This window comes from Flavobacterium johnsoniae UW101 (genome assembly GCF_000016645.1).
GTDB classification, from domain to species: Bacteria; Bacteroidota; Bacteroidia; order Flavobacteriales; family Flavobacteriaceae; genus Flavobacterium; species Flavobacterium johnsoniae.
This window is the reverse complement of the sequence record NC_009441.1, coordinates 5,978,094-6,000,033: the sequence shown is the minus strand read 5'-3', so window position 1 is coordinate 6,000,033 and position 21,940 is coordinate 5,978,094. Positions and strand designations below refer to the sequence as shown.

General features: G+C 34.9%; 15 protein-coding genes. 6 read left to right on the top strand and 9 right to left on the bottom strand.

From position 1 onward, the window contains the following. Positions 1 to 170 precede the first annotated feature (170 nt). On the top strand, positions 171 to 2,468 hold the full coding sequence (bglX, locus tag FJOH_RS25645; RefSeq protein ID WP_012026928.1) for a beta-glucosidase BglX: 2,298 nt from the start codon (positions 171 to 173) through the stop codon (positions 2,466 to 2,468). Between the two features lie 238 nt (positions 2,469 to 2,706). Here the strand turns inward: bglX and FJOH_RS25640 are convergent, their stop codons facing one another. Next, a complete protein-coding gene (locus tag FJOH_RS25640; protein WP_012026927.1) occupies positions 2,707 to 3,042 on the bottom strand; it encodes a DUF5615 family PIN-like protein in 336 nt (111 codons plus the stop codon). Next, a complete protein-coding gene (locus tag FJOH_RS25635; RefSeq protein WP_012026926.1) occupies positions 3,042 to 3,272 on the bottom strand; it encodes a DUF433 domain-containing protein in 231 nt (76 codons plus the stop codon). The genes FJOH_RS25640 and FJOH_RS25635 overlap by 1 nt, the downstream gene beginning before the upstream one ends. 171 nt (positions 3,273 to 3,443) lie before the next feature. Between FJOH_RS25635 and mgrA the strand changes: the two genes are divergently transcribed. Continuing rightward, the gene (gene mgrA / locus FJOH_RS25630) at positions 3,444 to 4,400 is read left to right on the top strand and encodes an L-glyceraldehyde 3-phosphate reductase (protein ID WP_012026925.1); all 957 of its coding nucleotides are present in this window, start codon (positions 3,444 to 3,446) and stop codon (positions 4,398 to 4,400) included. A gap of 140 nt (positions 4,401 to 4,540) precedes the next feature. On the opposite strand, the gene FJOH_RS25625 is transcribed toward mgrA, so the two are convergent. The 7 genes from FJOH_RS25625 to FJOH_RS25595 all read right to left on the bottom strand — a co-directional run bounded on the left by FJOH_RS25625 (position 4,541) and on the right by FJOH_RS25595 (position 14,452). After that, a complete protein-coding gene (locus FJOH_RS25625; RefSeq protein WP_012026924.1) occupies positions 4,541 to 6,520 on the bottom strand; it encodes a glycoside hydrolase family 97 protein in 1,980 nt (659 codons plus the stop codon). A 274-nt stretch (positions 6,521 to 6,794) separates the two neighbouring features. Further along, positions 6,795 to 8,084 (bottom strand): glycoside hydrolase 5 family protein, encoded by a 1,290-nt coding sequence (locus tag FJOH_RS25620; RefSeq protein ID WP_012026923.1) that lies wholly within the window; start codon positions 8,082 to 8,084, stop codon positions 6,795 to 6,797. 147 nt (positions 8,085 to 8,231) lie between these two features. After that, entirely contained in the window at positions 8,232 to 9,461 is a 1,230-nt protein-coding gene (locus FJOH_RS25615) for a glycoside hydrolase family 26 protein (protein ID WP_012026922.1), read from the bottom strand. 5 nt (positions 9,462 to 9,466) lie between these two features. Continuing rightward, complete coding sequence (locus FJOH_RS25610) at positions 9,467 to 10,657, bottom strand: AGE family epimerase/isomerase (RefSeq protein WP_012026921.1); 1,191 nt, start codon at positions 10,655 to 10,657, stop codon at positions 9,467 to 9,469. A gap of 6 nt (positions 10,658 to 10,663) precedes the next feature. Continuing rightward, positions 10,664 to 11,854 carry a glycoside hydrolase family 130 protein gene (locus FJOH_RS25605; protein WP_012026920.1) on the bottom strand — a complete coding sequence of 397 codons (1,191 nt, stop codon included), beginning with the start codon at positions 11,852 to 11,854 and terminating at the stop codon, positions 10,664 to 10,666. A 31-nt stretch (positions 11,855 to 11,885) separates the two neighbouring features. Continuing rightward, a complete protein-coding gene (locus FJOH_RS25600) occupies positions 11,886 to 13,277 on the bottom strand; it encodes an MFS transporter (protein WP_012026919.1) in 1,392 nt (463 codons plus the stop codon). A gap of 44 nt (positions 13,278 to 13,321) precedes the next feature. After that, positions 13,322 to 14,452 (bottom strand): glycoside hydrolase family 26 protein, encoded by a 1,131-nt coding sequence (locus FJOH_RS25595; RefSeq protein WP_012026918.1) that lies wholly within the window; start codon positions 14,450 to 14,452, stop codon positions 13,322 to 13,324. Positions 14,453 to 14,758: 306 nt separating this feature from the next. Between FJOH_RS25595 and FJOH_RS25590 the strand changes: the two genes are divergently transcribed. The 4 genes from FJOH_RS25590 (at position 14,759) to FJOH_RS25575 (ending at position 21,809) form a co-directional block, all read left to right on the top strand. Then, positions 14,759 to 15,637 carry a helix-turn-helix domain-containing protein gene (locus FJOH_RS25590; protein WP_012026917.1) on the top strand — a complete coding sequence of 293 codons (879 nt, stop codon included), beginning with the start codon at positions 14,759 to 14,761 and terminating at the stop codon, positions 15,635 to 15,637. Between the two features lie 311 nt (positions 15,638 to 15,948). After that, entirely contained in the window at positions 15,949 to 19,140 is a 3,192-nt protein-coding gene (locus FJOH_RS25585; RefSeq protein ID WP_012026916.1) for a SusC/RagA family TonB-linked outer membrane protein, read from the top strand. Positions 19,141 to 19,153: 13 nt separating this feature from the next. Beyond that, complete coding sequence (locus FJOH_RS25580; RefSeq protein WP_012026915.1) at positions 19,154 to 20,752, top strand: RagB/SusD family nutrient uptake outer membrane protein; 1,599 nt, start codon at positions 19,154 to 19,156, stop codon at positions 20,750 to 20,752. Positions 20,753 to 20,771: 19 nt separating this feature from the next. Beyond that, positions 20,772 to 21,809 (top strand): IPT/TIG domain-containing protein, encoded by a 1,038-nt coding sequence (locus FJOH_RS25575; RefSeq protein WP_012026914.1) that lies wholly within the window; start codon positions 20,772 to 20,774, stop codon positions 21,807 to 21,809. Positions 21,810 to 21,940: the final 131 nt, after the last annotated feature.

Sequence of the window (21,940 nt, the reverse complement as noted above, 5' to 3'; positions counted from 1 at the left end):
GTTCTCAATAAACCGTTCGCGTGAGGGATAGAAGTGAAAAGCCCACAGCCTGACGAAGGAAGTGCGAGGACTTGAAACGGATAGCCCGACCCGGAGGGACACGCCCAAAACGTTAACCTTAGAATCTTAGTATCTCAGCACCTTAGAAGCTTAAAAAAAACTAACTAACCATGAAAAATAAAAAAATAATAATTATTGGGGTTTTGTCCCTGTTTACTGTTGGAAATATGAATGCACAAAAAAAGCCGTATTTGGATAAAAACAAAACTATTGAGCAAAGAATTGATTTGCTTTTGCCTTTGATGACTTTGGAGGAGAAAGTGGGGCAGATGAACCAATATAACGGTTTTTGGGACGTAACGGGACCAGCTCCAAAAGGCGGAACAGCTGAATTAAAATACGAACATTTAAGAAAAGGATTAGTCGGTTCAATGTTAACAGTTCGCGGTGTAAAAGAAGTTCGTGCCGTGCAGAAGATTGCAGTTGAAGAAACGCGTTTGGGAATTCCGTTAATTATTGGTTTTGATGTAATACATGGTTATAAAACGTTAAGTCCAATTCCGTTAGCAGAAGCGGCAAGTTGGGATTTAGAAGCAATTAAAAAGTCGGCTGCAATTGCGGCAGATGAAGCTTCGGCATCTGGAATTAACTGGACATTTGGACCAAATGTAGATGTGGCAAATGATGCGCGCTGGGGACGTGTGATGGAAGGCGCGGGAGAAGATCCGTATTTAGGAAGTAAAGTTGGTTACGCAAGGGTAAAAGGTTTTCAAGGAGAAACTGTTGCTGATTTGGCTAAAGTAAATACAATTGCGGCTTGTGCGAAACACTTTGCAGCGTATGGTTATGTTGAAGCTGGTTTGGAATACAACATCGTTGATATTAGTAATTCTAAATTGTACAATTCAGTTTTGCCTCCTTTTGAAGCGACGGTTGAAGCTGGAGTTCGCACGTTTATGAATTCGTTTAATACTTTGAATGGTGTTCCTGCAACGGGAAATGCTTTCTTGCAAAGAGATATTTTAAAAGGAAAATGGAAGTTTGATGGTTTTGTAATTTCTGATTATGCTTCGATTCGCGAAATGATTGCACACGGTTATGCAAAAGACGAAGCTGATGCAACGGCAAAAGCGGTAATTGCAGGTTCTGATATGGATATGGAATCGTATTTATATGTGGCAAAACTGGTTGATTTGGTAAAATCTGGAAAAGTAAAAGAAGCTTTGGTTGATGATGCTGTTCGCAGAATTTTGCGTGTGAAATTTGAATTGGGATTATTTGATGACCCGTACCGATATTGTGATGAAAAACGCGAAAAAGAAGTTGTTGGAAGTAAAGTCAATAACGAAGGCGTTTTGGATATGGCAAAGAAATCTATCGTTTTATTGAAGAACGAAAATAATCTGCTTCCGTTAAAGAAATCAGGGCAGAAAATCGCTTTGATTGGTGCTTTGGCAAATGATAAAAACAGTCCGTTGGGAAGCTGGAGAATTGCGGCTTCTGATGATACTGCTGTTTCGGTTTTAGAAGGAATGCAGCAATATAAAGACAATCAGCTGACTTTTGAAAAAGGAGTTGATTTACTAAAACAAAAAGCGACTTTCTTAACTGAAACAGTTTTTAACACAACAGACAAAAGCGGATTTGAAGCGGCTAAAAAAGTAGCAAAAAATGCCGATGTTGTGGTTATGGTTTTAGGTGAATACGGTTTCCAGAGCGGTGAGGGAAGAAGCCGTACTGATTTAAACCTGCCTGGTTTGCAACAAGAATTATTAGAAGAAATTTATAAAGTAAATCCAAACGTGGTTTTGGTTTTAAATAATGGTCGTCCGTTGAGTATTCCGTGGGCAGCAGAAAATGTTCCGGCAATTGTAGAAGCTTGGCATTTAGGAACGCAGACTGGAAATGCTGTTGCACAAGTTTTATACGGAGATTATAACCCAAGCGGAAAACTGCCAATGTCGTTTCCTAGAAATGTAGGTCAGGTTCCAATTTACTATAACAAATACAGTACAGGAAGACCAATTGACAGTGATAAAAATGTTTTTTGGTCGCATTATATGGATGTGGAGAAAACGCCTCAGTTTCCGTTTGGTTTTGGATTGAGTTACACGACTTTTGATTATAAAAACCTGAAACTAAATAAAACATCTTTTGCAAAAGGAGAAAAGGTTCAGGTAAGCGTTGAGGTTACCAACTCAGGGAATTATGATGGAAAAGAAGTGGTGCAATTGTATATTCACGATGAATATGCAAGTATCGTTCGTCCAATAAAAGAACTAAAAGGTTTCGAATTGGTTAACCTGAAAAAAGGTGAAACTAAAACGGTAACTTTTACTTTAACGGATAAAGAACTTGGTTTTTATAATAACGAAGGAACTTATTTAGTAGAACCGGGAACTTTTAAAATTATAGTTGGAGGAAGCTCTGATAAAGGTTTGCAAAGTGGTTTTGAGATAAAAGAATAGTTTTTTTGAGGTTAAAAGGGGCAAAGGGACAAAGTTTCAAAGTTTTTTTGAATAGCCCCTAGCTTCAGCTAAGGTAATTAAGATTTGAATAGAAAAAGGCTTTAGCCAAACTAACGACAGTTTGGCTAAAGCCTTTTTTGATATTTGCTATTTTCACGTCCAGCTAAAGCTGGACGCAATTCAATCTTAAATATAAAAAAAATAAACTTTGCGATTTAGCGTCTTTGCGAGATTGAATTTAATAAATCTCTAAAATCATTAATTCATCATTTAATACAAATGATTCAATGATTTCTTTTTTTGAAATTAAAAGTTCAGCTATTTGTTTTGTGTTTTTATTAAAGGTTTTTAAAATAATTACTTTTGGAGGAACTCCTTTAAGAAGTAATAATTTTTCAAAATCATCATCATGCGTGAGAATAGTAAAACTGTTTTTTCTAGCATAATCCCAAATTTCTAAATCTTTTGCAGGTTGATTTACGGGAATATCTTTAGAATGAAAACAACCTGAGAAATCATTCTCGATAAGTTTGGTTATTCTCCAAGATATATTGGCATCTAAAAGAAGTTTCATTATGCCGCAATTATTTTTGTAATATTCTCTCTATTGGCAGCAAAAGCTAAAGCAGCAAGAATGTGTTCTTTATTTAATTCTGGGAAGTCTTCAATAATTTCTTCAAAAGACATTCCTATAGACAACCACGAAAGAATATCTGATACACAAATTCTAGTTCCTGTTATTGTAGGTTTACCAAATCTGATATCTGGATTTATTGAAATTAAATTTTGCCAATTATTATTCATAATTTTAAATTTTAAACAAATTTACAAAATTAAAAATGAATTAGATTTCTAATTTTCTCTCGCAGATTTAGCAGATTCGGCAGATTTTTTTTATCTCCTAAATTGGCTAAATCTGCGGCAGATTTTTGTATTTTTAAAATCTATTAAAACTCCAACTTTTAAATTAAAACAATGAAATATAACAGATGCGGGAAAAGTGGATTGCTTCTTCCAGAGATTTCTTTAGGATTGTGGCATAACTTCGGTTCGGTTGATAATTTTGAAAATGCAGAAAGTATCGCTATTGAAGCTTTTGATAAAGGAATTACTCATTTTGATTTAGCGAATAATTACGGGCCGGTTCCAGGATCGGCTGAGGAAAACTTTGGGAAAATCTTGTGGCATAACTTTCAGGGAAATCTGCGCGATGAAATCGTGATTTCTACTAAAGCAGGTTACACGATGTGGGACGGTCCTTATGGAGATTGGGGTTCACGAAAATATCTGCTTTCGAGTTTAGATCAGAGTTTAAAGCGAATGAGTATTGATTATGTTGATATTTTTTACTCACATCGTCCAGATCCAGAAACGCCGATTGAAGAAACTATGATGGCACTTGATCATGCAGTTAGAAGCGGAAAAGCTTTGTATGTTGGAATTAGTAATTATTCTGCCGAACAAACGAGAGTTGCCGTTGATGTTTTAAAACAATTAGGAACGCCGTGTTTGATTCATCAGGCGAAATATTCAATGCTGGAGCGCTGGGTTGAAAACGGATTATTAGATGTTTTGGAAGAAAAAGGAGTGGGCTGTATTGCGTTTTCGCCTTTGGCACAAGGACTTTTAACGGATAAATATTTAAACGGAATTCCAGAAAACTCAAGAGCACATAATCCAAACGGACATTTGAAAGAAGATGAGGTAACACAGGAACGCATTCAGAAATTAATGCAGCTGAATGAAATTGCTCAAAATAGAAACCAGTCTTTGGCGCAAATGGCTTTGGCTTGGTTGCAAAAAGATAAACGAATTACTTCTGTTTTAATTGGAGCGAGTTCTGTAAAACAATTGTGCAATAATATTGATTGTCTTCAAAATACTGAATTTTCGCAAGATGAATTAAATGCAATTGAGAAGATATTATCTTAATGGTGAATTGTTAATTATAAATTGTTAATTCGTAAAAATACATAATCGTAGATACGCGCCTCTGTGCGTCGACGTCATGTTTAGATATTATAACCCGACAGGTTTTTAAAACCTGTCGGGTTTGTTTATAGAAATGGATTTTATTTGATAATCATCGCTAATCCACCGCCGTTTGCTAAACGATATTTTAGTTTAGTCGTAGAATCAACGGTAACGATTTCTTTTTTATAATCAGTTGCTGCTTTGTCTGCGTTAAGACCATCTGAGAAAATTTCTGCTTGGAATTTTTTCCCTTTTTCAAGAAAAGAAAAATCAATAGTAATGTCTCTGGAATCCCAATTTGTTATTGCGCCTAAATACCATGTATTTCCTTTTCTTCTGGCAATTGAAATGTATTTTCCAACTTCTCCATCAAGAGCAGCAGTTTCATCAAAAGTCGTTGGAACTTTAGCAATAAAATCAGTGCTTTCCTGCTCTTTCATAAAAGCAGTCGGGCTGTCGGCCATCATTTGCAAAGGAGCTTCAAAAATCGTGTAAAGTGCCAGCTGGTGACATCTTGTTCCCTGGCTCATTGGGTTGGAGTGACTAGGTTTGAACTCGCTTTTTGTCGCATTTCTCATTGCACCCGGCGTATAATCCATTGGACCTGCCATCATTCTGATAAACGGGATTGTGGTGTCGTATAATGGAACATCATCATTTGGAGTCCATTTATTATTTTCAAGACCTTTTACGCCTTCAAAATTTAAAATATTTGGATACGTTCGCTGAATTCCGGTTGGCTTGTACATGCCGTGAAAATCAATAATCAGTTTGTGATTGGCTGCTTTTTGAGCAATTTCATAAACCGAATTTACCATTTTGGCATCGTCACGATCAATGAAATCAACTTTGAAACCTTTTACACCCAATTTAGCATAATTGTCAAAAACGCCGTCAATATTTTCATGCAAAGCCATCCACGAAGCCCACAAAATAATACCAACATTTCGTTCTTTCGCGTAAGCAATTAAAGCTTCCAAATCTACATTTGGGTTGTGTTTCATAATGTCGGTTTCAACACTCCAGCCTTCATCCAAAACCACATATTCAACTTTGTTTTTAGAAGCAAAATCAATATAGTATTTATAAGTCTGCGTATTGATTCCAGCTTTAAAATCTACGTTGTAAATATTCCAGTCGTTCCACCAGTCCCAAGCCACCTTTCCGGGTTTTATCCACGAAATATCTTTTATTTTTGATGGTTCGGCTAATTTCTGAACCATATCATTATTGGCTAAAGCAGTATCATTTTCAGAAATAACAATCGCTCTCCACGGAAAAGTCCTCGTTCCTTTGGTTTTAACTAAATAATCAGCTCTTTCGGTAATTAACTTGTTGAGGTAGTTGAATCCGCCGTTGGTTTCTTGAGTTGGATATTTAGAAAAACGAGATTCAAAACCTGTTTTGTTTTTATTATTGGTTACAAAAAGCCCTGGATAATCTTCTAAATCAGCTTCCAGAAAAACGGCTTTTTTGTGGTTTTTATAATCAATTAAAAAAGGAGAAAAAGCCAGAGTATCTTTAGAAAATCCGCTTATTTTTTTGTTTTCGTAATGCGATTCAAATGAAGAAATAAATTGATCTTTAGGGTTTCTTAAATCACGCACATACGGCATTAAAGTATTGTAATCCTGATCGAAATTTAAAGAAACGTTTTCCCATTTTACAGTAATATTCTTTTTCTTTTTGGTAATAAAGCGATAAGCAGCGCCATCATCAAAAACGCGAAATTCAATACTAAAATCATTTTTAAAATTTAAAACCAGCTGATTGTATTTATTTTGAACTGTTTTCTTTTTGTATAAAGGTGTTTCAAATTCAGTATTTACACTTTCTTTTTTTGTATTTAGTACAACCGGATTTTTTCCTAAAACGGTATTTTCATCTAAAGTCATCGACATTTCAGAAGGTGCCAAAATCAAATCTTTTTGATGCCAAATCGTCCATGAAATTTTATCACTCACAGCAACTGTAACTTCGATTTTTCCATTAGGAGAACTAACAGAAAAGTTCTTTTTTTGCTGCGAAAAAGAAAGATTTAGAAATAATAAACAAAAAAGAATAATTGCATTTTTCATCTGGATGTTTTTTAAACCATATAAGTTATATAAGTTCAGTTTAGAAAAGAGCCTAAGGCTCGATTAATATTTTAGGACCGGATTTCAATCCGGTTATTTATAAATGCATCAATAAAAGAGATCCGTAGGATCGGTACATTTTATTTGCAGTATCATGTTTTACGTTCCTACGGAACTCTTCTATTAGGTTGATCTTTTTATTCAACGGATTGAAATCCGTTGCTGCAATATAAATCATTCTTACGGAATTTTAATTTCAGCTTATATGGAGAAATTACTTTTTCTTCAATTCTAAATTGTATTTTTTGACAATTTCCAATGTTGATTTATCTTCATTAAAAACCGAATTTAAACCTTGTGGTTCTTGCGGCGGATCTGTTGTTAAAGGCTCTCCGGGATTCCATTTCCCATCAGGGTGAATTGCTTTTCCTTCGCCTCCGTAACCCCAGAAATTTGCAGCTCTTAAAGGACCGTTATTTTTGACACTTTCTGCAACTCTTCCAAAAATATAACTGTAAAATTTATCTCTGTAAATAGATGATGCTCCTGCATTCAAGTTTTCATTTTCTCTCGGAAGTCCAAATTCTTCAATGATGATTGGTCTTTTTAAATTGTCTGCCACTTTAATATGGGCATCAATATATTTACCAGCATTTTCTATTGTTGCAGGTATTGTAGCTTCGGCATTATCTGCTTTAAACCAGTTCCAGTTTTTAGGCCAGATGTGCATCGTTAAATAATCAATATTTGGGTTTTTATGTGTTCTTTCGAAGATTTCCATACTGTCATTAGAACTGTTTTTTCCTTCAGAACCTGTAGAAACCAAATGATTTTTGTCTAAACTGTCGATCAAATCCACAATATTATTGAGCCATTTGGTGAATTTTGCTTCATTTTCTATCGTAAAAAGCCTAGGTTCGTTTCCAACCTGCCAAGACATAATGGTATTGTCTTCGTTGTATTTCTTTTTAGAATAAGCGTTTGTTCTGCCAATAATAAATTTTACATGATTGTTCAGTGCTTCCATGCAAGGTTCGCAGCTGTGAAATTGTTCTGTATACGACATAAATTGAGGCCAGGTATTTGGTGGAATATTCGGAACTGGAATTGCGCCTTTACCATTCCATTCTAAATATTGTGACATTCCGCCAGACCATTCCCAGTTATTGGTTAGGTATAAAACGGCATACATTTTACGTTTGCTCATTTCGCTGATAAGAAAATCCAATCCGTCTAATAAATCTTCGTCATATTTTCCCTGCTCGTATTGCAATGCTGGACGAACTGTAAAATCGTATTTTCCGCCATCAGCCCCAACTAAAATACGCAAATTATCAATTCCGTTTTTCTTCATTACATCCAATTCACGAAGCAGTCTTTTTCGATCGCCAATTTTCTTTGAGGCAAGCATGCTTCCGTACCAATAATTGGTTCCAATGTAAGCGTAAGGTTTATCACCTTTAAAGAATTCATTTCCTTTTACAGTAATTCTTTCCTGTGCCTGACAAGCAATTATGGAGAAAATTAAAGATAAGCTGAAGGTTTTGAGAAGTTTATTTTTCATGGTTTGTTTTTTAAGCTGTTTAATGGCACGCTGATTTTACTGATTGAAACAGATTGTTATTTATAAGCTTTTAAAATCTATCATTAAGTTGTCAACAATGAAAAACCTGCTGCATCCGTTTGATCTGTGTGCCATTGCGGTACAATATTATTTCGGCATTTCATACATTTTAGGCAGTGTGTTTAATAATGCTGATTTTGTTTTAGAACTATACGTTTTAAAATCTGCTGCGTTAGAAACTGAGCCAGTTGGTACGTAATAGCCATCTTTGTTATTGTTCCAAAACATGACATAACTTATCTGAATATCATTTTTGGTTAAAGCGTTGTATAATAAAGTCGAAAACCAATCTGTAATGGCCGGCGTTCTACTGGTAACGCGATAACCTGTTTCGGTTAAAGCTGCGATTTTTACTTTTGCTTTAGCGTAATCAGAAAGAATTTTCAGTTTTGCATTTGCTTTGTCAGATCCTGTTTGACCTTGGTTATTGAAATCTCCATAATTATCCATTCCTATAATATCGACATATTTATCGCCCGGATAACGGCTTAAATAATTGACTTCGGTTGTGTATGAATTATCAGGAGAAAAAGCATAGAGAATATTCTGTACGCCTTTTGTGTTTTTTAAATAATCAACAGTAAACTGAAAAGCCTGCTTGTATTCTTCGGGCGTGCAAAAACTGGCACCCCACCAAAACCAGCTTCCATCAAATTCATGAAAGGGTCTGAAAATTACGGGAATCAATTCACCATTAGAACCTTTTAGATTTAAAATAACGCTGGCTATTTTATCTAATTTCTTTTTGTACCATTCATTGTTTGCTCCACCAGGTAAAATGCTTTTAAAAGCGGTTGTTTTTTCTTCGGAAGTCATATCGGCGGCATAAAAAGATTCTTCTTTGTTAGGCTCTCTCAAATGCCAGCAAAACGTGTTGATTATTCCTTTTGCATAAGCTGCTTTCACATCGCTTACAATTTTTTGTTCCTGCTGATAATACCAGTTATCTGCTTGGCTATTATTGTTTTTGTCTGTAATAAACATGAAATCTGAACCTAAAACTGCCGGATCGTAGCCTGTGTTTTTTTTGATGTCAGAATCTCCGCCGACATCCTGGTAAAAGCTGTTAAATGCATCTTGCTGGCCAATTGCCGTTTTAGTTTTGGCAAGTCTTTTTAAATTATAAAATAAAGCCACGGTTTCTTTTGTCGCATTTGCATCGACCATAAATGTTGCGGTATTTTGAGTTGTTAAAGGATCTGCTTCTACCACCGGATCGATTATGATGACAGGATCTGCTTCTTTATCAGAAGAACAACTTATAAATGCTAGAACAGTGAGGCTTATAAATGCTGTTTTAAGAAATGCAGTCTTCATTTTTTTTAGGTTTTAATTCGGTTAATAAGCTCTAAACAGGCACGGCTGTTATGATACGGACATTTCCAGAATCCGGCTTTGTCTTTTTGGATGAGTGAATAATCTTTATGAATTCCCCAGAACCATTCACCATTTTTATGATCCAAAATGTGTTTTTTAATGAAATTCCAGTTTTCAAAAACAATCTTCAGATATTCTTCATTTCCTGTTAATTGATAGGCATTGTAAAAACCAATCAGCGCTTCTGCCTGAACCCACCAGTGTTTTTCGGCAATTAATTCGTTTTCTTTAGGTTCAAACTCGTACCATAATCCGCCATCGGTATCGAATCCTTCTTTGGTAACTTCGGCAATTTGAACAGCGTGTTTTTTATAATTGGCAATTAGGTTTTCCTCTTCTAAAACTTCTGCACATTGCAATAAAAGCCAGGCTGCTTCGATGTCGTGTCCGTATGAAATTACGTCTGGTTTTTCGATCCAGTTTTCATCAAAAAACAAACGAAGATGTCCGGTTTCGGTATTAATAAAATGTTTTTCTATTGTTTCTAATAGTTCGATGCTGTCTTTTTTGAGTGTTTCATCTTTCCAGACTTTAAACAAATTGGCATACGCTTCAATAATATGCAAATGTGTATTCATCGTCTTTTTTTCGTTGGCGTCTTTGTCGCTTAAACGTAAATCTTCAATGGGCTGCCAATTGCGTGTAAAAGCTTCGAGATAGCCTTTGTTTACAGGATCGTAACTGTATTTTTGTATGCTTTTGTATAAATTAACAGCAGTTTCTAAAGCTTTTTGATCTTGAGAAATAACATAATATTCAGATAATCCATAAATAGCAAAAGCTAAGGCATAGATTTGGTTTTTAGTATCTTTTGGTGTTTTATCAGCGTTTATGCTCCAAAAAAGCCCGTTAAATTCAGGATCGTAGAAATATTTTGAAAGATATTCGAAAGCTCTTTTTGCAATTTCTTTGTGGTTTTCTTTTTTTGTGATCTGATAACTGGATGAAAATGTCCATAGAATTCTGGAATTCAAAACGGAACCTTTTTCTGCATTGGCAACAATGTGATCGTTGAAATCAATCTGCCCGACAAAACCTTCATTTTGATTATCGAGCGTATGTTTTGACCAATAATTTAAAATCGAGTCAAGTTCGGCTGTCAATTCAGATTTAAGCTGTTTTAGATTTGCTGGCACGTTCTATTATATTGCGTTATTTTTTTCAATCTGATTGATTATCGTTTCAACAGAACCTGCTGAAATAAAAGTATCTGCCGGAGTATTGATAACATAATCGACTAATTTTTCTACAGAAGAAACGGCAACGTGCATTCTTGTGTCTGATGATGCGTAATACACATAAACAGTTCCGTCTTCATCTTCAATCCATCCGTTAGAGAACAAAACATTTGATACATCACCAACTCTTTCGATACCTTCCGGACCCATAAAATGACCTGCGGGAACGTGAGTTACTTTCGAAATATCATTTAAATCAGTCATGAACATATACAAAGTATAGCGTAATCCAGCTGCGGTGTTACGAACTCCGTGTGCAAGATGTAACCAGCCTTTTTCGGTTTTAATAGGAGCAGGGCCAAGTCCGTTTTTTAATTCATAAATGGTATGATATTGTTTTCCAAAAATGATTTTTTCATCTTTTACAACAGGATTTGTCATGTCATCAACATATCCTAAACCAATTCCGCCTCCAGAACCAACATCTATAAAACCGTCTTGCGGACGTGTATAAAGGGCGTATTTTCCGTTTATAAATTCAGGGTGTAAAACTACATTTCGCTGTTGTCCTGTATTCGAAATTAAATCCGGCAGTCTTTCCCAGTTTACTAAATCTTTTGAGCGTACGATTCCTGCATTGGCTACAGCCGAACTTGTATCGCCTTTTGGGGCTTTTGGGTCTTTTCTTTCGGTGCAAAAAATACCATACACCCAGCCGTCTTCGTGGTTTATTAAACGCATATCGTAAACGTTGGTGTCTGGTTCTTCGGTTTGAGGAATTACGCACGGTTTGTCCCAAAATTTGAAATTATCTACGCCGTTTGGACTTTCTGCAATGGCAAAAAATGATTTTCTGTCAATACCTTCTACGCGAACGGCTAAAAGGTATTTTCCGTTCCATTTCATGGCTCCGGCATTGAAAGCGGCGTTCATCCCGATTCTTTCCTGTAAAAACGGATTTGTTTTTTCATTTAAATCAAAACGCCAGTTTAACGGAACATGTGATGCGGTAACCACAGGATTTTGATAACGCTGATAAATTCCGTTTCCGGCATTTTCCTGCGGAGCATTTTTTTGCTCGATTAATGTTTTATGTTCTTTTTCTAATGCTGCTTTTCGGTTTTGAAAAGTAGTCGCAGAGGATATTGTTGTCATATTCTTTGATTTCGGTATCTGATTTATTTTTTTAGTTTGCCTGGTCTCTTTTTTCGTTTAAATCTTGTTCAATTGTCTGCAGTTTTTCTTCGGATAGTGGATAGAATAAAATGAAAACGACTGATATTGCGGCTGCGATTGCAGGAAGTATGCTTAACATTAATTGAATTCCGTTTTGGGTTACAGCAGTCTGCTCGACATTGGCCTGAAAACCGTAGTATCCTAAAAGCCATCCGGTTCCGGCTCCGCCAATAGTCCAGCCAAATTTTTGTGACATTGACGAGGCTGAGAAAACTAATCCTGTAGCTCTGCGTCCTTGTTTCCATTCTGAATAATCGGCGCTGTCTGCGTACATTGACCAGATTAAAGGGAAAATACAGCCGGCACAAATGCTGATTAAAACCTGAAAGCTCATGATTAAGAATACATCTTCTTTTCCGAAGAAATAGAAAATCAAGCTTAGAATAGCTGCGATTGCCATAGCGCCAAAAAAGGTTTTCTTTTTACCAATTTTATTCGCAATTGGTGTCGCGATAATAACTCCGATAATATTGGCTGCCTGTCCCAAAACCAAATAAATTGAGGTTGGTGTCATGTGGAAATCGGTGCCGAAAAGCGAAAAGTCAAAATTTACGTTACTGCTTACATAATATTTGAAATAGTAAACGGCTGCACCGTCTCTGATGGAATTAAAAACCAAAGTCCCGATTCCGGCTCCTAATAAAATCCACCATGGTTTATTTTTTAAAAGATCTTTTAAATCTTCCTTTAAGTTTGATTGTTCGTTTTCGATAGGTTTTACTCTTTCTTTTGTAAAGAAAAAACAAGCCCAGAAAAATAGGGTTGTAATAACTCCAAAAACAGATATAGTAGCGAGCCAGCCTGTTTTAGAATTTAGGTTTCCGCCGAAATAATTTACAAGAGGTTCAATAAGCCAAAGGGCTAAAAGACTGCCACCAAAAGCAAAAACCATTCTGTAAGAGGATAAAGTATTTCTGTCTTTTCTGTCAGACGACATTACGCCCAAAAGTGATGCGTATGGAACGTTGATTAAGGAATAAATCATCATCATTAAAGAATACGTTACATAGGCGTAGATTATTTTTCCTTTTTCGTCAAAATCTGGTGTATAAAAAGTTAAAACTCCAATCACGGCAAAAGGCACGGCAACCCATAATAAGTAAGGTCTGAATTTTCCCCATTTTGTTTTGGTTCTGTCTGCGATGATGCCAACAATTGGGTCAAAGCAGGAATCCCAAATTCGGGTAATCAAAAACATAGTTCCTACTATGGCAGGTGCTAGTCCGAAAATATCGGTGTAGAAAAACAAAAGATACATACTAAAGATTTTCCAGAACATTGATGAAGCGGCGTCTCCAAGTCCGTAACCAATTTTTTCTTTTAAACTAATTTTGTCGTGCATTGAGTGGTTATTTTAAGGTTTGATTTTTGAGTCTGGTAATTATTTTAAAGCTTTTTTATGTCTTTTTCAAAAAGGGTTTTGTCGAGATTGTAATATTCAATAAAGTCTTTTTCGCTTACTTGTCCTTTAAAGGGAGCATAATAATGCATTTTCTTTTCGTTTTCCTGCCAGCCGTGGTTTCTCCACAATAGAACATACGAAATTTTATAGTCGCCAATGGCTTTAGAGAGAGTTCCTGTCCACCATTTTGGATCTGGCACAGCTTCGTAACCTGCTTCGGCAATGGCTGTTAATTTATGTTTTTCATGACCAATTTCGTCGATGATTTTCAATTGTTTTTGAACTTCTTCAATAAATTTTTGTCCGTCTTTATCATTATTGTTTTGATAAGAATCAAAGCTTATAATATCGGCAAAATCATCGCCGGGATAATTTGCCAGAAAATCTTCTTTTGTATTAAAACTGCTGGTGTTGTATACATAAATTAAGTTGTGAATGCCTTTTTTCTGAAGGTAATCAAAAGTAAATTTCCATGCTGTTTTAAATTCTTCGGGAGTGCAATTTCCTTTTCCCCACCAAAACCAGCCTCCGGTAAGTTCATGATAAGGTCTAAAAAGAATTGGAATGTTTTTTCCTTTTTTGTCTTTTAACGAAAGAAAGAAATTGGCGGCTTTATCAAGCCATGAAGTAAATTTTTGATGGTTTTCGCCTCCTGGTAAAATTGTTTTTAGTGAATTTGGAGTATTGTCCCAGGCATTTTTTCCTGTTGCGGGATTATCAAAATGCCAGCTTATGGTTGAAATACCGCCTCTTTCATTGGCTTCGATAATATATTGCTTCATTTTTTCGAAAGGAACGCCGTCTATATTATTGGCATCATCTTTTTCTAAACCAGCAATGTCCCAGCCGTAAACTGCGGGATAATCTCCGGCAACATCTTTAATATCGCTTCGGTTGTTTTCATATTTCCAGTTTACACCATAAGCAAGGTCATCCTGATGACCAAAAAGATATCCTTTTTGTACCAGTTTGTTTAGGTTTTTATATAGAAGAACGGTTTCGGCTGTTGCTTTTTTATCTGAAAGTGACAAATTCGTATTACTATTGTTATGCTGGGCAGAACAGGAAGTTCCTATAAAAGCAGTGATTAAAAGCGTGTAAAAGTATTTTTTCATTTCGTGAAAATATTGTTTTTCAGCGTATTTCTACTATTTGCTGGAAATTTGCAGATAGCTGCTGAAGCTGTTTTTGTCTATTTGTAATTCAGTATTGTTTTCCTGATAAAATTATTAAAACTATAAAAAGGTCAAGTATTAAAAATGATTATTGTTTATTATTAATACTGTTTTTGTAAAGTTGATAATTTTATTTTTCAAAGATAAATGTATGTTTATAGCTTAATCAATATTATTTTATCAATTATATATCATATTATTGCAGGAAAAAAGAAATCTAATTTTGCTAAAACAGTTTTTAAGAAAATGAGTACAGCTAAAAATTTTTATAGAGAGATCGCGCCGCTTTCTGCCGGAGATAGTTTTTTGGTTTTTGACAGAGTAAAAGACAGTTTTGATTTTCCGGTTCATTATCATCCTGAATTTGAGATTAATTTTATTTTAAATGGAAAAGGAGTAAGGCGTGTTGTGGGTGATAATATTGAGGAAATTGATAACGTCGAATTAGTTTTAATTGGTCCAAATTTATATCACGGCTGGGAACTGAATAAGTGCACAAATAAAAAAATACATGAAATTACGATTCAGTTTCATAATGATTTATTTCATGAATCTTTGCTTGCACGACGTATTATGAACCCAATTCGGGATATGTTTAATCGTTCGATTCACGGAATTTTATTTTCTAAAAAAACAGCTGAAGAATTGACGCCAAGGCTTGTGAGGCTTTCTAAACTGGATGGTATTGATTATTTTTTAGAAATTACTTCCTTATTATATGATCTTGCCAATTCAAGAAATCAAAGACTGCTTTCTACTTATACGGTAGATTATGATAAGTTTGATGATTATGATAAAATGAAACTGGTATATGAATATGTACAAAAACATTTTGCTGAAAAAATTACTTTAGAAGATGTAGCGAATGTTGCCAGTATGTCGATTATTTCTTTTAACCGATTTATAAAAAAGCGCACCGGAAAAACTTTTGTTAATTATATAAATGATATCAGAATTGGATATGCTGCGCGCTGGCTTGTAGAGAAAGATATGAGTGTTTCTGAAGTTGCATTTAAATCCGGCTTTAATAATATTGCGAACTTCAATCGCAGTTTTAAGGCTATTAAAAATTGTACACCAAGCCAATACAGGGAAGATTTTTCTGGATTGAAGCGTATATTATAATGATACTTTTTTTGCACAAGTAAATATTATTTTTAACGAAATCGTTTGATTTTGATGATTTCGTTACTTTTTATGCATAATTTTTAAGGAATAAAGTTGTGTCATTGCGAATAATGTATTTTTTACACAGTTTTATTTTGATATATGTTTTTTTAAGCCTGTATAGTAAAAATATTATCATTAAATGATGTAATACTATCGATTTGATGTTTCGTTGTGTTATAGATTTGTTAAATAATTTAGAAGATAAATCACACCACTTTATTGCTTAATTATGATTAAAACAAATTTAAACTAACCAAACATTTATTATGAAAAAACTAATGACTAACTTTATTCATTGGAATGCTAACCACAGAGCGGTTCCTTTGATTTTATTCTTGCTGTTGACTAGTAATTTTATTACTGCCCAGGTTAAAATAACAGGAATAGTGTCTGATGATAAGGGAATGACAATTCCCGGAGCCAACATTTCTGTTGTTGGATCTAAAAATACTGCATCTTCAGACTTTGATGGTAAATATAGCATTGATGCTCCTTCAAACGGAACTTTGGTCGTAACTTTTATCGGTTTTGATTCTCAAAGAATTGCCATTGCAGGCCGAACAAAAATCAATATTTCTTTAAAATCAACTTCAGAAGACTTAAAAGAAGTTGTTGTAATTGGATACGGAACTCAGAAAAAGAAAGATGTAAATGGTGCTATATCTTCGGTTAGATCAAAAGATATTGAAAATCTAAAACAAGTTTCTATCGATCAGATGCTTCAGGGTAAAGCAGCCGGGGTTTCGGTTACTAATAACTCTGGACAGCCGGGTGGTGCAGCGTCTGTTAGAGTTCGTGGAACTACTTCTATTACCGGAACAAACGAACCTTTGTATGTAATTGATGGTGTGCCAATTTCAGGAGATGCAACTGGTAAATCTACCAGCGGTCAGACTCTGGCAGGTAAAGATGGGTTTTCTGCTTCTGGAGGAAGCGGTAATACAGCAATGAGCCCGTTATCTATGATTAACCCAAATGATATTGAGTCGATGGATATTTTGAAAGATGCTTCAGCAACTGCAATTTATGGATCTCGCGGTGCAAATGGTGTTATCATTATTACGACTAAATCTGGTAGAAAAGGCGGTGGAAAAATTTCGTATGAAAACTATACTTCTTTTGCAACTGTAGCTAATAAATTAGATGTTTTAACGCTGTCAGAATACGCAACTTTAAAAACAAATTTGGCTAAACAATGGGGCTTCCAGACTCGTCAGGAATTTTCTCATCCTGAATTGTTAGGTAATGGTACAAACTGGCAGGATGAGGTATATAGAACTGCTATTTCAAACAGTCATCAGCTTTCATTTTCGGGAGCTAAAGACGGAACGAGCTACTATTTGTCTGGAAGTTATTTAAATAACGAAGGAACTATTATCAACTCTGGATTAAAAAGATATACAGTTAGATTAAACTTAGATTCAAAAATTAAATCTTGGTTAAGAGTAGGAGGTAATTTAACTGGAGGTATTACAAATGAAAAAATTACAGTAAACCAAAGTTACTCAGGTTTAATTTCTAATACTTTATTGCAATCTCCGGATATTCCGGTTAGAAATACTGACGGTTCATTTGCCGGGCCGCCAACTTCTGAGCAAAGTGTTACTTATTATAATCCTGTTGCTGAGGCACTAACCAGAGAAAATAAATTAGTTAGAAAAAATTTCTTAGGAAATATTTATGCTGAGGCTGATATTTTTAAAGGATTAAAATATCGTATCGAGATTGCTGCAAACACAGAGTTTTCTGAAAACGACGATTTTAGACCTTCTTATGCATGGGGAAGCCAGGTAAATTTATTAGCGGATTTAGATGTAAGAAGACAAAACTGGTATTCTACAAACATTAAAAATTTATTGACTTACGACAGAACTTTCGGTAAACATAAAATTACCCTTTTAGCAGGTCAGGAAGCAAATGATTCTCATTGGGAAGGTTTAATTGCATCGGCGCAGGGATTCAAAACAAATTCAATTCATACCATTAATTTAGCTGATGTAGATAATAATACGATTACACAATATAAAGGAAGTGCTTCGCTTTCGTCTCTTTTTGCACGTATTATTTATGATTTCAATGATAAGTACAGTATTACGGCTTCTATAAGACAAGACGTTTCTTCTAAATTCGATCCAACTACAGCTAACCAGAAAGGGGTTTTTAATGCGATTTCTGGTTCTTGGAAATTATCTAACGAATCTTTCATGGAAGGAACTCGTAAATATATTGACAATATTAAATTTAGAGTGGGTTATGGAGAAACCGGAAATCAGCAAATTCCAAACAATAGTTATTCAGCTATGTTAGGAGCGCAGAATTCAGGTTTAGGAAGCGGGTTTTTACCATCAAATTATCCAAATCCTGATTTAGTTTGGGAATCATTGAACCAAACGAATTTAGGTATCGATTTTACGTTGTTTAATAATAAACTTTCTGCAAGTTTTGATGTTTATGACAAAAAATCAAAAGGTTTCTTATTTCAGGTGCCATTGCCTTTATATCTTACTGGCGGCGGCGGACAGTATGGAGGAATTTCTGCTCCGTATTCTAACTTAGGAACAATGAGTAATAAAGGGTATGATATTACTTTGGGATACGATTTAAGATCTACTGGAAAATTTAATTGGGATACTTCTTTGGTTATTTCTCATTACAAAAATAATCTGGATGAAATCGCAAACGGAATTGTATTGACTCAGGAGGTTAATACTAACGGATATCAGCCGGTTGTAGTTACCAACACTACGATTGGAAACCCAATTGGATTGTTTTACGGATATAAAACAGATGGAATTTTTAAAGATCAAACGGTTTTAAACAATGCACCGCTGCAATTTGGACAAGCTGTAGGAACGGGAGCTGGAGAAACTGCTTTGGGAGATGTTAAATATGTAGATGTGAATGGTGACGGAAAAATTGATGCTAATGATAAAACTTTCATCGGAAACCCGCATCCAAAATTCACTTACGGATTCACTAACAATTTCAAATACAAAAATGTTGACCTTTCTATTTTTCTTCAGGGATCATACGGAAATGATGTTATGAATTTGACGAAAAGAGCAGGTACAACAAATGCTTCATTATATGATAATCAATTAGTAGAAGCATTAGATTATTATTCACCAACTAATACGGCAAGTAATAACCCAAGACCAATTGCAAATTCTTCAAACAATAACCTGCTTATTTCAGATCGTTATGTTGAAGATGGTTCTTACCTAAGAATTCAAAATGTTACGCTTGGATATTCTTTACCTCAAGATGTAATTTCAAAATATAAAATATCAAGATTAAGATTGTACGGATCTGCTCAAAACCTGTATACGTTTACAAAATATTCAGGTTACGATCCTGAGATTGGTTCATTTAATCAAAATGTGCTTTTATCAGGAATTGACAACGGAAGATATCCGGTAGCTAGAACATTTTTAGTTGGACTTAACCTAGAATTTTAAAAATTAAAGAAAAATGAAAAAGAAATCTTTTTTAAATAGATACAGCCTGCTTTTTATGGCAGTGGCATTTTTGACTTTCGGATCTTGTCAGGATGATTTTACTGACAGACCTTCTGAAGACGGAATAAGTTTAGATTCTTATTACAGTACAAACGATCAGGTAGCATCGGCAACAAATGGTATGTACAGCAGAACCTGGTTTCAAATGTATAATAAGTTTTGGTGGGCATTAGAAGTTGGTTCAGGAAATATGTATTCTGGTTCGCCAGACGTAAGTGGTATTAGAACATTTTCTTTAAATGGAAGCGACCCTGAATTAGTAAACGGCTGGTCGGCTTTATGGGCAAATGTGCAGCAGTCTAATATGATTATTAATTTTCTTTCTGCAAGAGTTGGTCCGGCAGTATCTCAGGATGTATTAAATAATACTATTGGTGAAGCTTATTTTATGAGAGCTACTGCTTATTTTGATTTAGTAAGACTTTGGGGGCCGGTGCCAATTATCGAAAACCCATTAGATTATACAAGTAATCCTTATGTAAATACAAATACGGTTGCAGATGTTTATACATTAATTACATCAGATTATTTAAAAGCGATTGATTTATTGGTAGAAAAAAACAGAGGGACAAATTATGCTAATAACGGACACGTTTCTAAAGGTTCTGCAAGAGCATTTTTGGCAAAAGTGTATTTGTACCAAAAAGATTATGCAAAAGCCAGAGCAATGGCAGAGACTGTTATCAGCAGCGGTGAGTTTAAGCTTTTAGGAGGAGATCAGCTTCCTGGTAAAAGTTTTGCGGATTTGTTTACATATGCAAACAATAATAATGAGGAATCTATTTTTGCTATTCAGTGGAAAGGTGATGGTAATTACGGATCTGCAAATAACTGTAATACACAATTCGGATTTCAGGATGGAACATTGTCAACTTCAAACGCTTCTTATGCGGGAGTTTTTGGTCCTAGCCAAGATGTGCTTTTGTCTTTATATGATGCAGGAGATGTAAGAAAGCACGAAACTGTAATGGTGGCAGGAGATGTTTACCCAACAATTAAAACCACACAAGGAATAGGATTTACAGTTCCAACTGGTAAAGATCTTGCCCAGGCATCTGGAGGTGCAATTAAAAAATATTGTATTGGTGTGGTTAACGGAAATGTTACCGGTCAAGCCGATGCATGGGCTATGATGGATAATAATACCTATGTAATGCGTTATGCTGAGTTGTTGTTGATTCATGCAGAAGCAGTTTTGGCAGGAGGAGCAAGCACATCAGATGCATCAGCTTTGAGATCAATCAATGCGGTTAGAAAAAGAGCAGGTTTAACAGATTTGACTTCAGTTACTTTTGACGATATATTTTTAGAAAGAAGGAAAGAATTATGTTTTGAAGGAGATTATTGGTTTGATTTAGGACGTATCGACAAAACAAAAGCAATCGCAATTATGTCGGCACAAAATAGAGGAGACAGATATGCAGCACAGCATTATACACCTGTGTATAGTGAAGATCACGCAACAAATGATTTCTATATGGATTATCCGGACAACGAAGTGGCTAAAAACCCTAAGTTATTGCAGGCACCAGTTCCGTATACTTTTAAATAATTTCTAAAATTTGACTAATATGAAAAATATAAAAATAAAATACCTTTTGCCTTTCATTACGATGGCATTTATGGTACTGAATGTGTTTTCATCATGCGATAATGACGATTCTTCCGGCAGTTCAGGAGCGCCTGTAATTACAAGCATTTCAAAATCTGTAGAAGGTGATTTAGTTCCGGTTACAATTGGTGATCCAAAAAATTACTATATCATTCAGGGTAAAGGTCTTGCTGGAGTAACAAAAATTTACTTTAATGATTTTGATACTTATTTCAATCCAACATTGGTTACAGATACTGCAATTTTTGTTTTAATTGATGAAAAAACACCTTATGCAGATGCAAGTAATAAATTGAAACTGGTTACAAATCAAGGTACAATTTTGTATGATTTTGTTATCGCGCCGCCAACGCCTAAGTTTAACAGCTTTAATTCTATCAATGCGGCCGAAGGTGATATTGTTACAATATATGGAGATTATTTCCTGGATCCTGTAGTTAAGGTAGGAACAACTCAGGCTGAGGTAGTTTCTTCAACTTTAACAGAGATTAAATTTAAAATGCCGGCAAATGCAGCAGATAAATATGTAAGTGTTACTAATATCTCAGGAACAACTACGTCTGAAGAAGCGGTTGGATCGGCTCTGTACGACGATGTTATGCAAGGTGATGCAGGCCACTGGATGTGGAATGGAGATGATGTTTTTGATACAAACTTTAAAGATGATGTAGTGCAGGGACAAGCTGCAATTAAATTTGTTTTTGGAGGATGGAACGGAGCTGATATGAAATTTAACTCAAGAGATGTTTCAAAATACAAAGCATTTAGAGTAAAAGTAAAAAGTGTTTCTACAAAAACAGATGCTAGTGTAATATTTGTTTTTGGAGGATGGGCTTATCAGATTAAAAAAACATTGACGAACAAATGGACTACAATTGAAATTCCGTTTTCTGAAATTGGAAATCCAACAACATTTGATCAGCTGACACTTCAGGAATCTGGAAATTTTGGAGGAAATACAATTCTTATGGATGACATGGGATTTGTTTTAAAATAAAAATCATTTTTTTTTGGTTTTGAGTTTTGTTTAAATATTCCCTAATCTACTCAATTAGGGAATATTTTTTTATTGTTTTGATATTGAGGTTTTTATATAGTTGTTTTAGTATTGTTTTTTGAAAAAATAGT

Bases quoted from the DNA above. Each gene is read 5' to 3' on its own strand.
- bglX (WP_012026928.1), top strand. From the start codon at position 171: ATGAAAAATAAAAAAATAATAATTATTGGGGTTTTGTCCCTGTTTACT.
- FJOH_RS25640 (WP_012026927.1), bottom strand. From the start codon at position 3,042: ATGAAACTTCTTTTAGATGCCAATATATCTTGGAGAATAACCAAACTT.
- FJOH_RS25635 (WP_012026926.1), bottom strand. From the start codon at position 3,272: ATGAATAATAATTGGCAAAATTTAATTTCAATAAATCCAGATATCAGA.
- mgrA (WP_012026925.1), top strand. From the start codon at position 3,444: ATGAAATATAACAGATGCGGGAAAAGTGGATTGCTTCTTCCAGAGATT.
- FJOH_RS25625 (WP_012026924.1), bottom strand. From the start codon at position 6,520: ATGAAAAATGCAATTATTCTTTTTTGTTTATTATTTCTAAATCTTTCT.
- FJOH_RS25620 (WP_012026923.1), bottom strand. From the start codon at position 8,084: ATGAAAAATAAACTTCTCAAAACCTTCAGCTTATCTTTAATTTTCTCC.
- FJOH_RS25615 (WP_012026922.1), bottom strand. From the start codon at position 9,461: ATGAAGACTGCATTTCTTAAAACAGCATTTATAAGCCTCACTGTTCTA.
- FJOH_RS25605 (WP_012026920.1), bottom strand. From the start codon at position 11,854: ATGACAACAATATCCTCTGCGACTACTTTTCAAAACCGAAAAGCAGCA.
- FJOH_RS25600 (WP_012026919.1), bottom strand. From the start codon at position 13,277: ATGCACGACAAAATTAGTTTAAAAGAAAAAATTGGTTACGGACTTGGA.
- FJOH_RS25595 (WP_012026918.1), bottom strand. From the start codon at position 14,452: ATGAAAAAATACTTTTACACGCTTTTAATCACTGCTTTTATAGGAACT.
- FJOH_RS25590 (WP_012026917.1), top strand. From the start codon at position 14,759: ATGAGTACAGCTAAAAATTTTTATAGAGAGATCGCGCCGCTTTCTGCC.
- FJOH_RS25585 (WP_012026916.1), top strand. From the start codon at position 15,949: ATGAAAAAACTAATGACTAACTTTATTCATTGGAATGCTAACCACAGA.
- FJOH_RS25580 (WP_012026915.1), top strand. From the start codon at position 19,154: ATGAAAAAGAAATCTTTTTTAAATAGATACAGCCTGCTTTTTATGGCA.
- FJOH_RS25575 (WP_012026914.1), top strand. From the start codon at position 20,772: ATGAAAAATATAAAAATAAAATACCTTTTGCCTTTCATTACGATGGCA.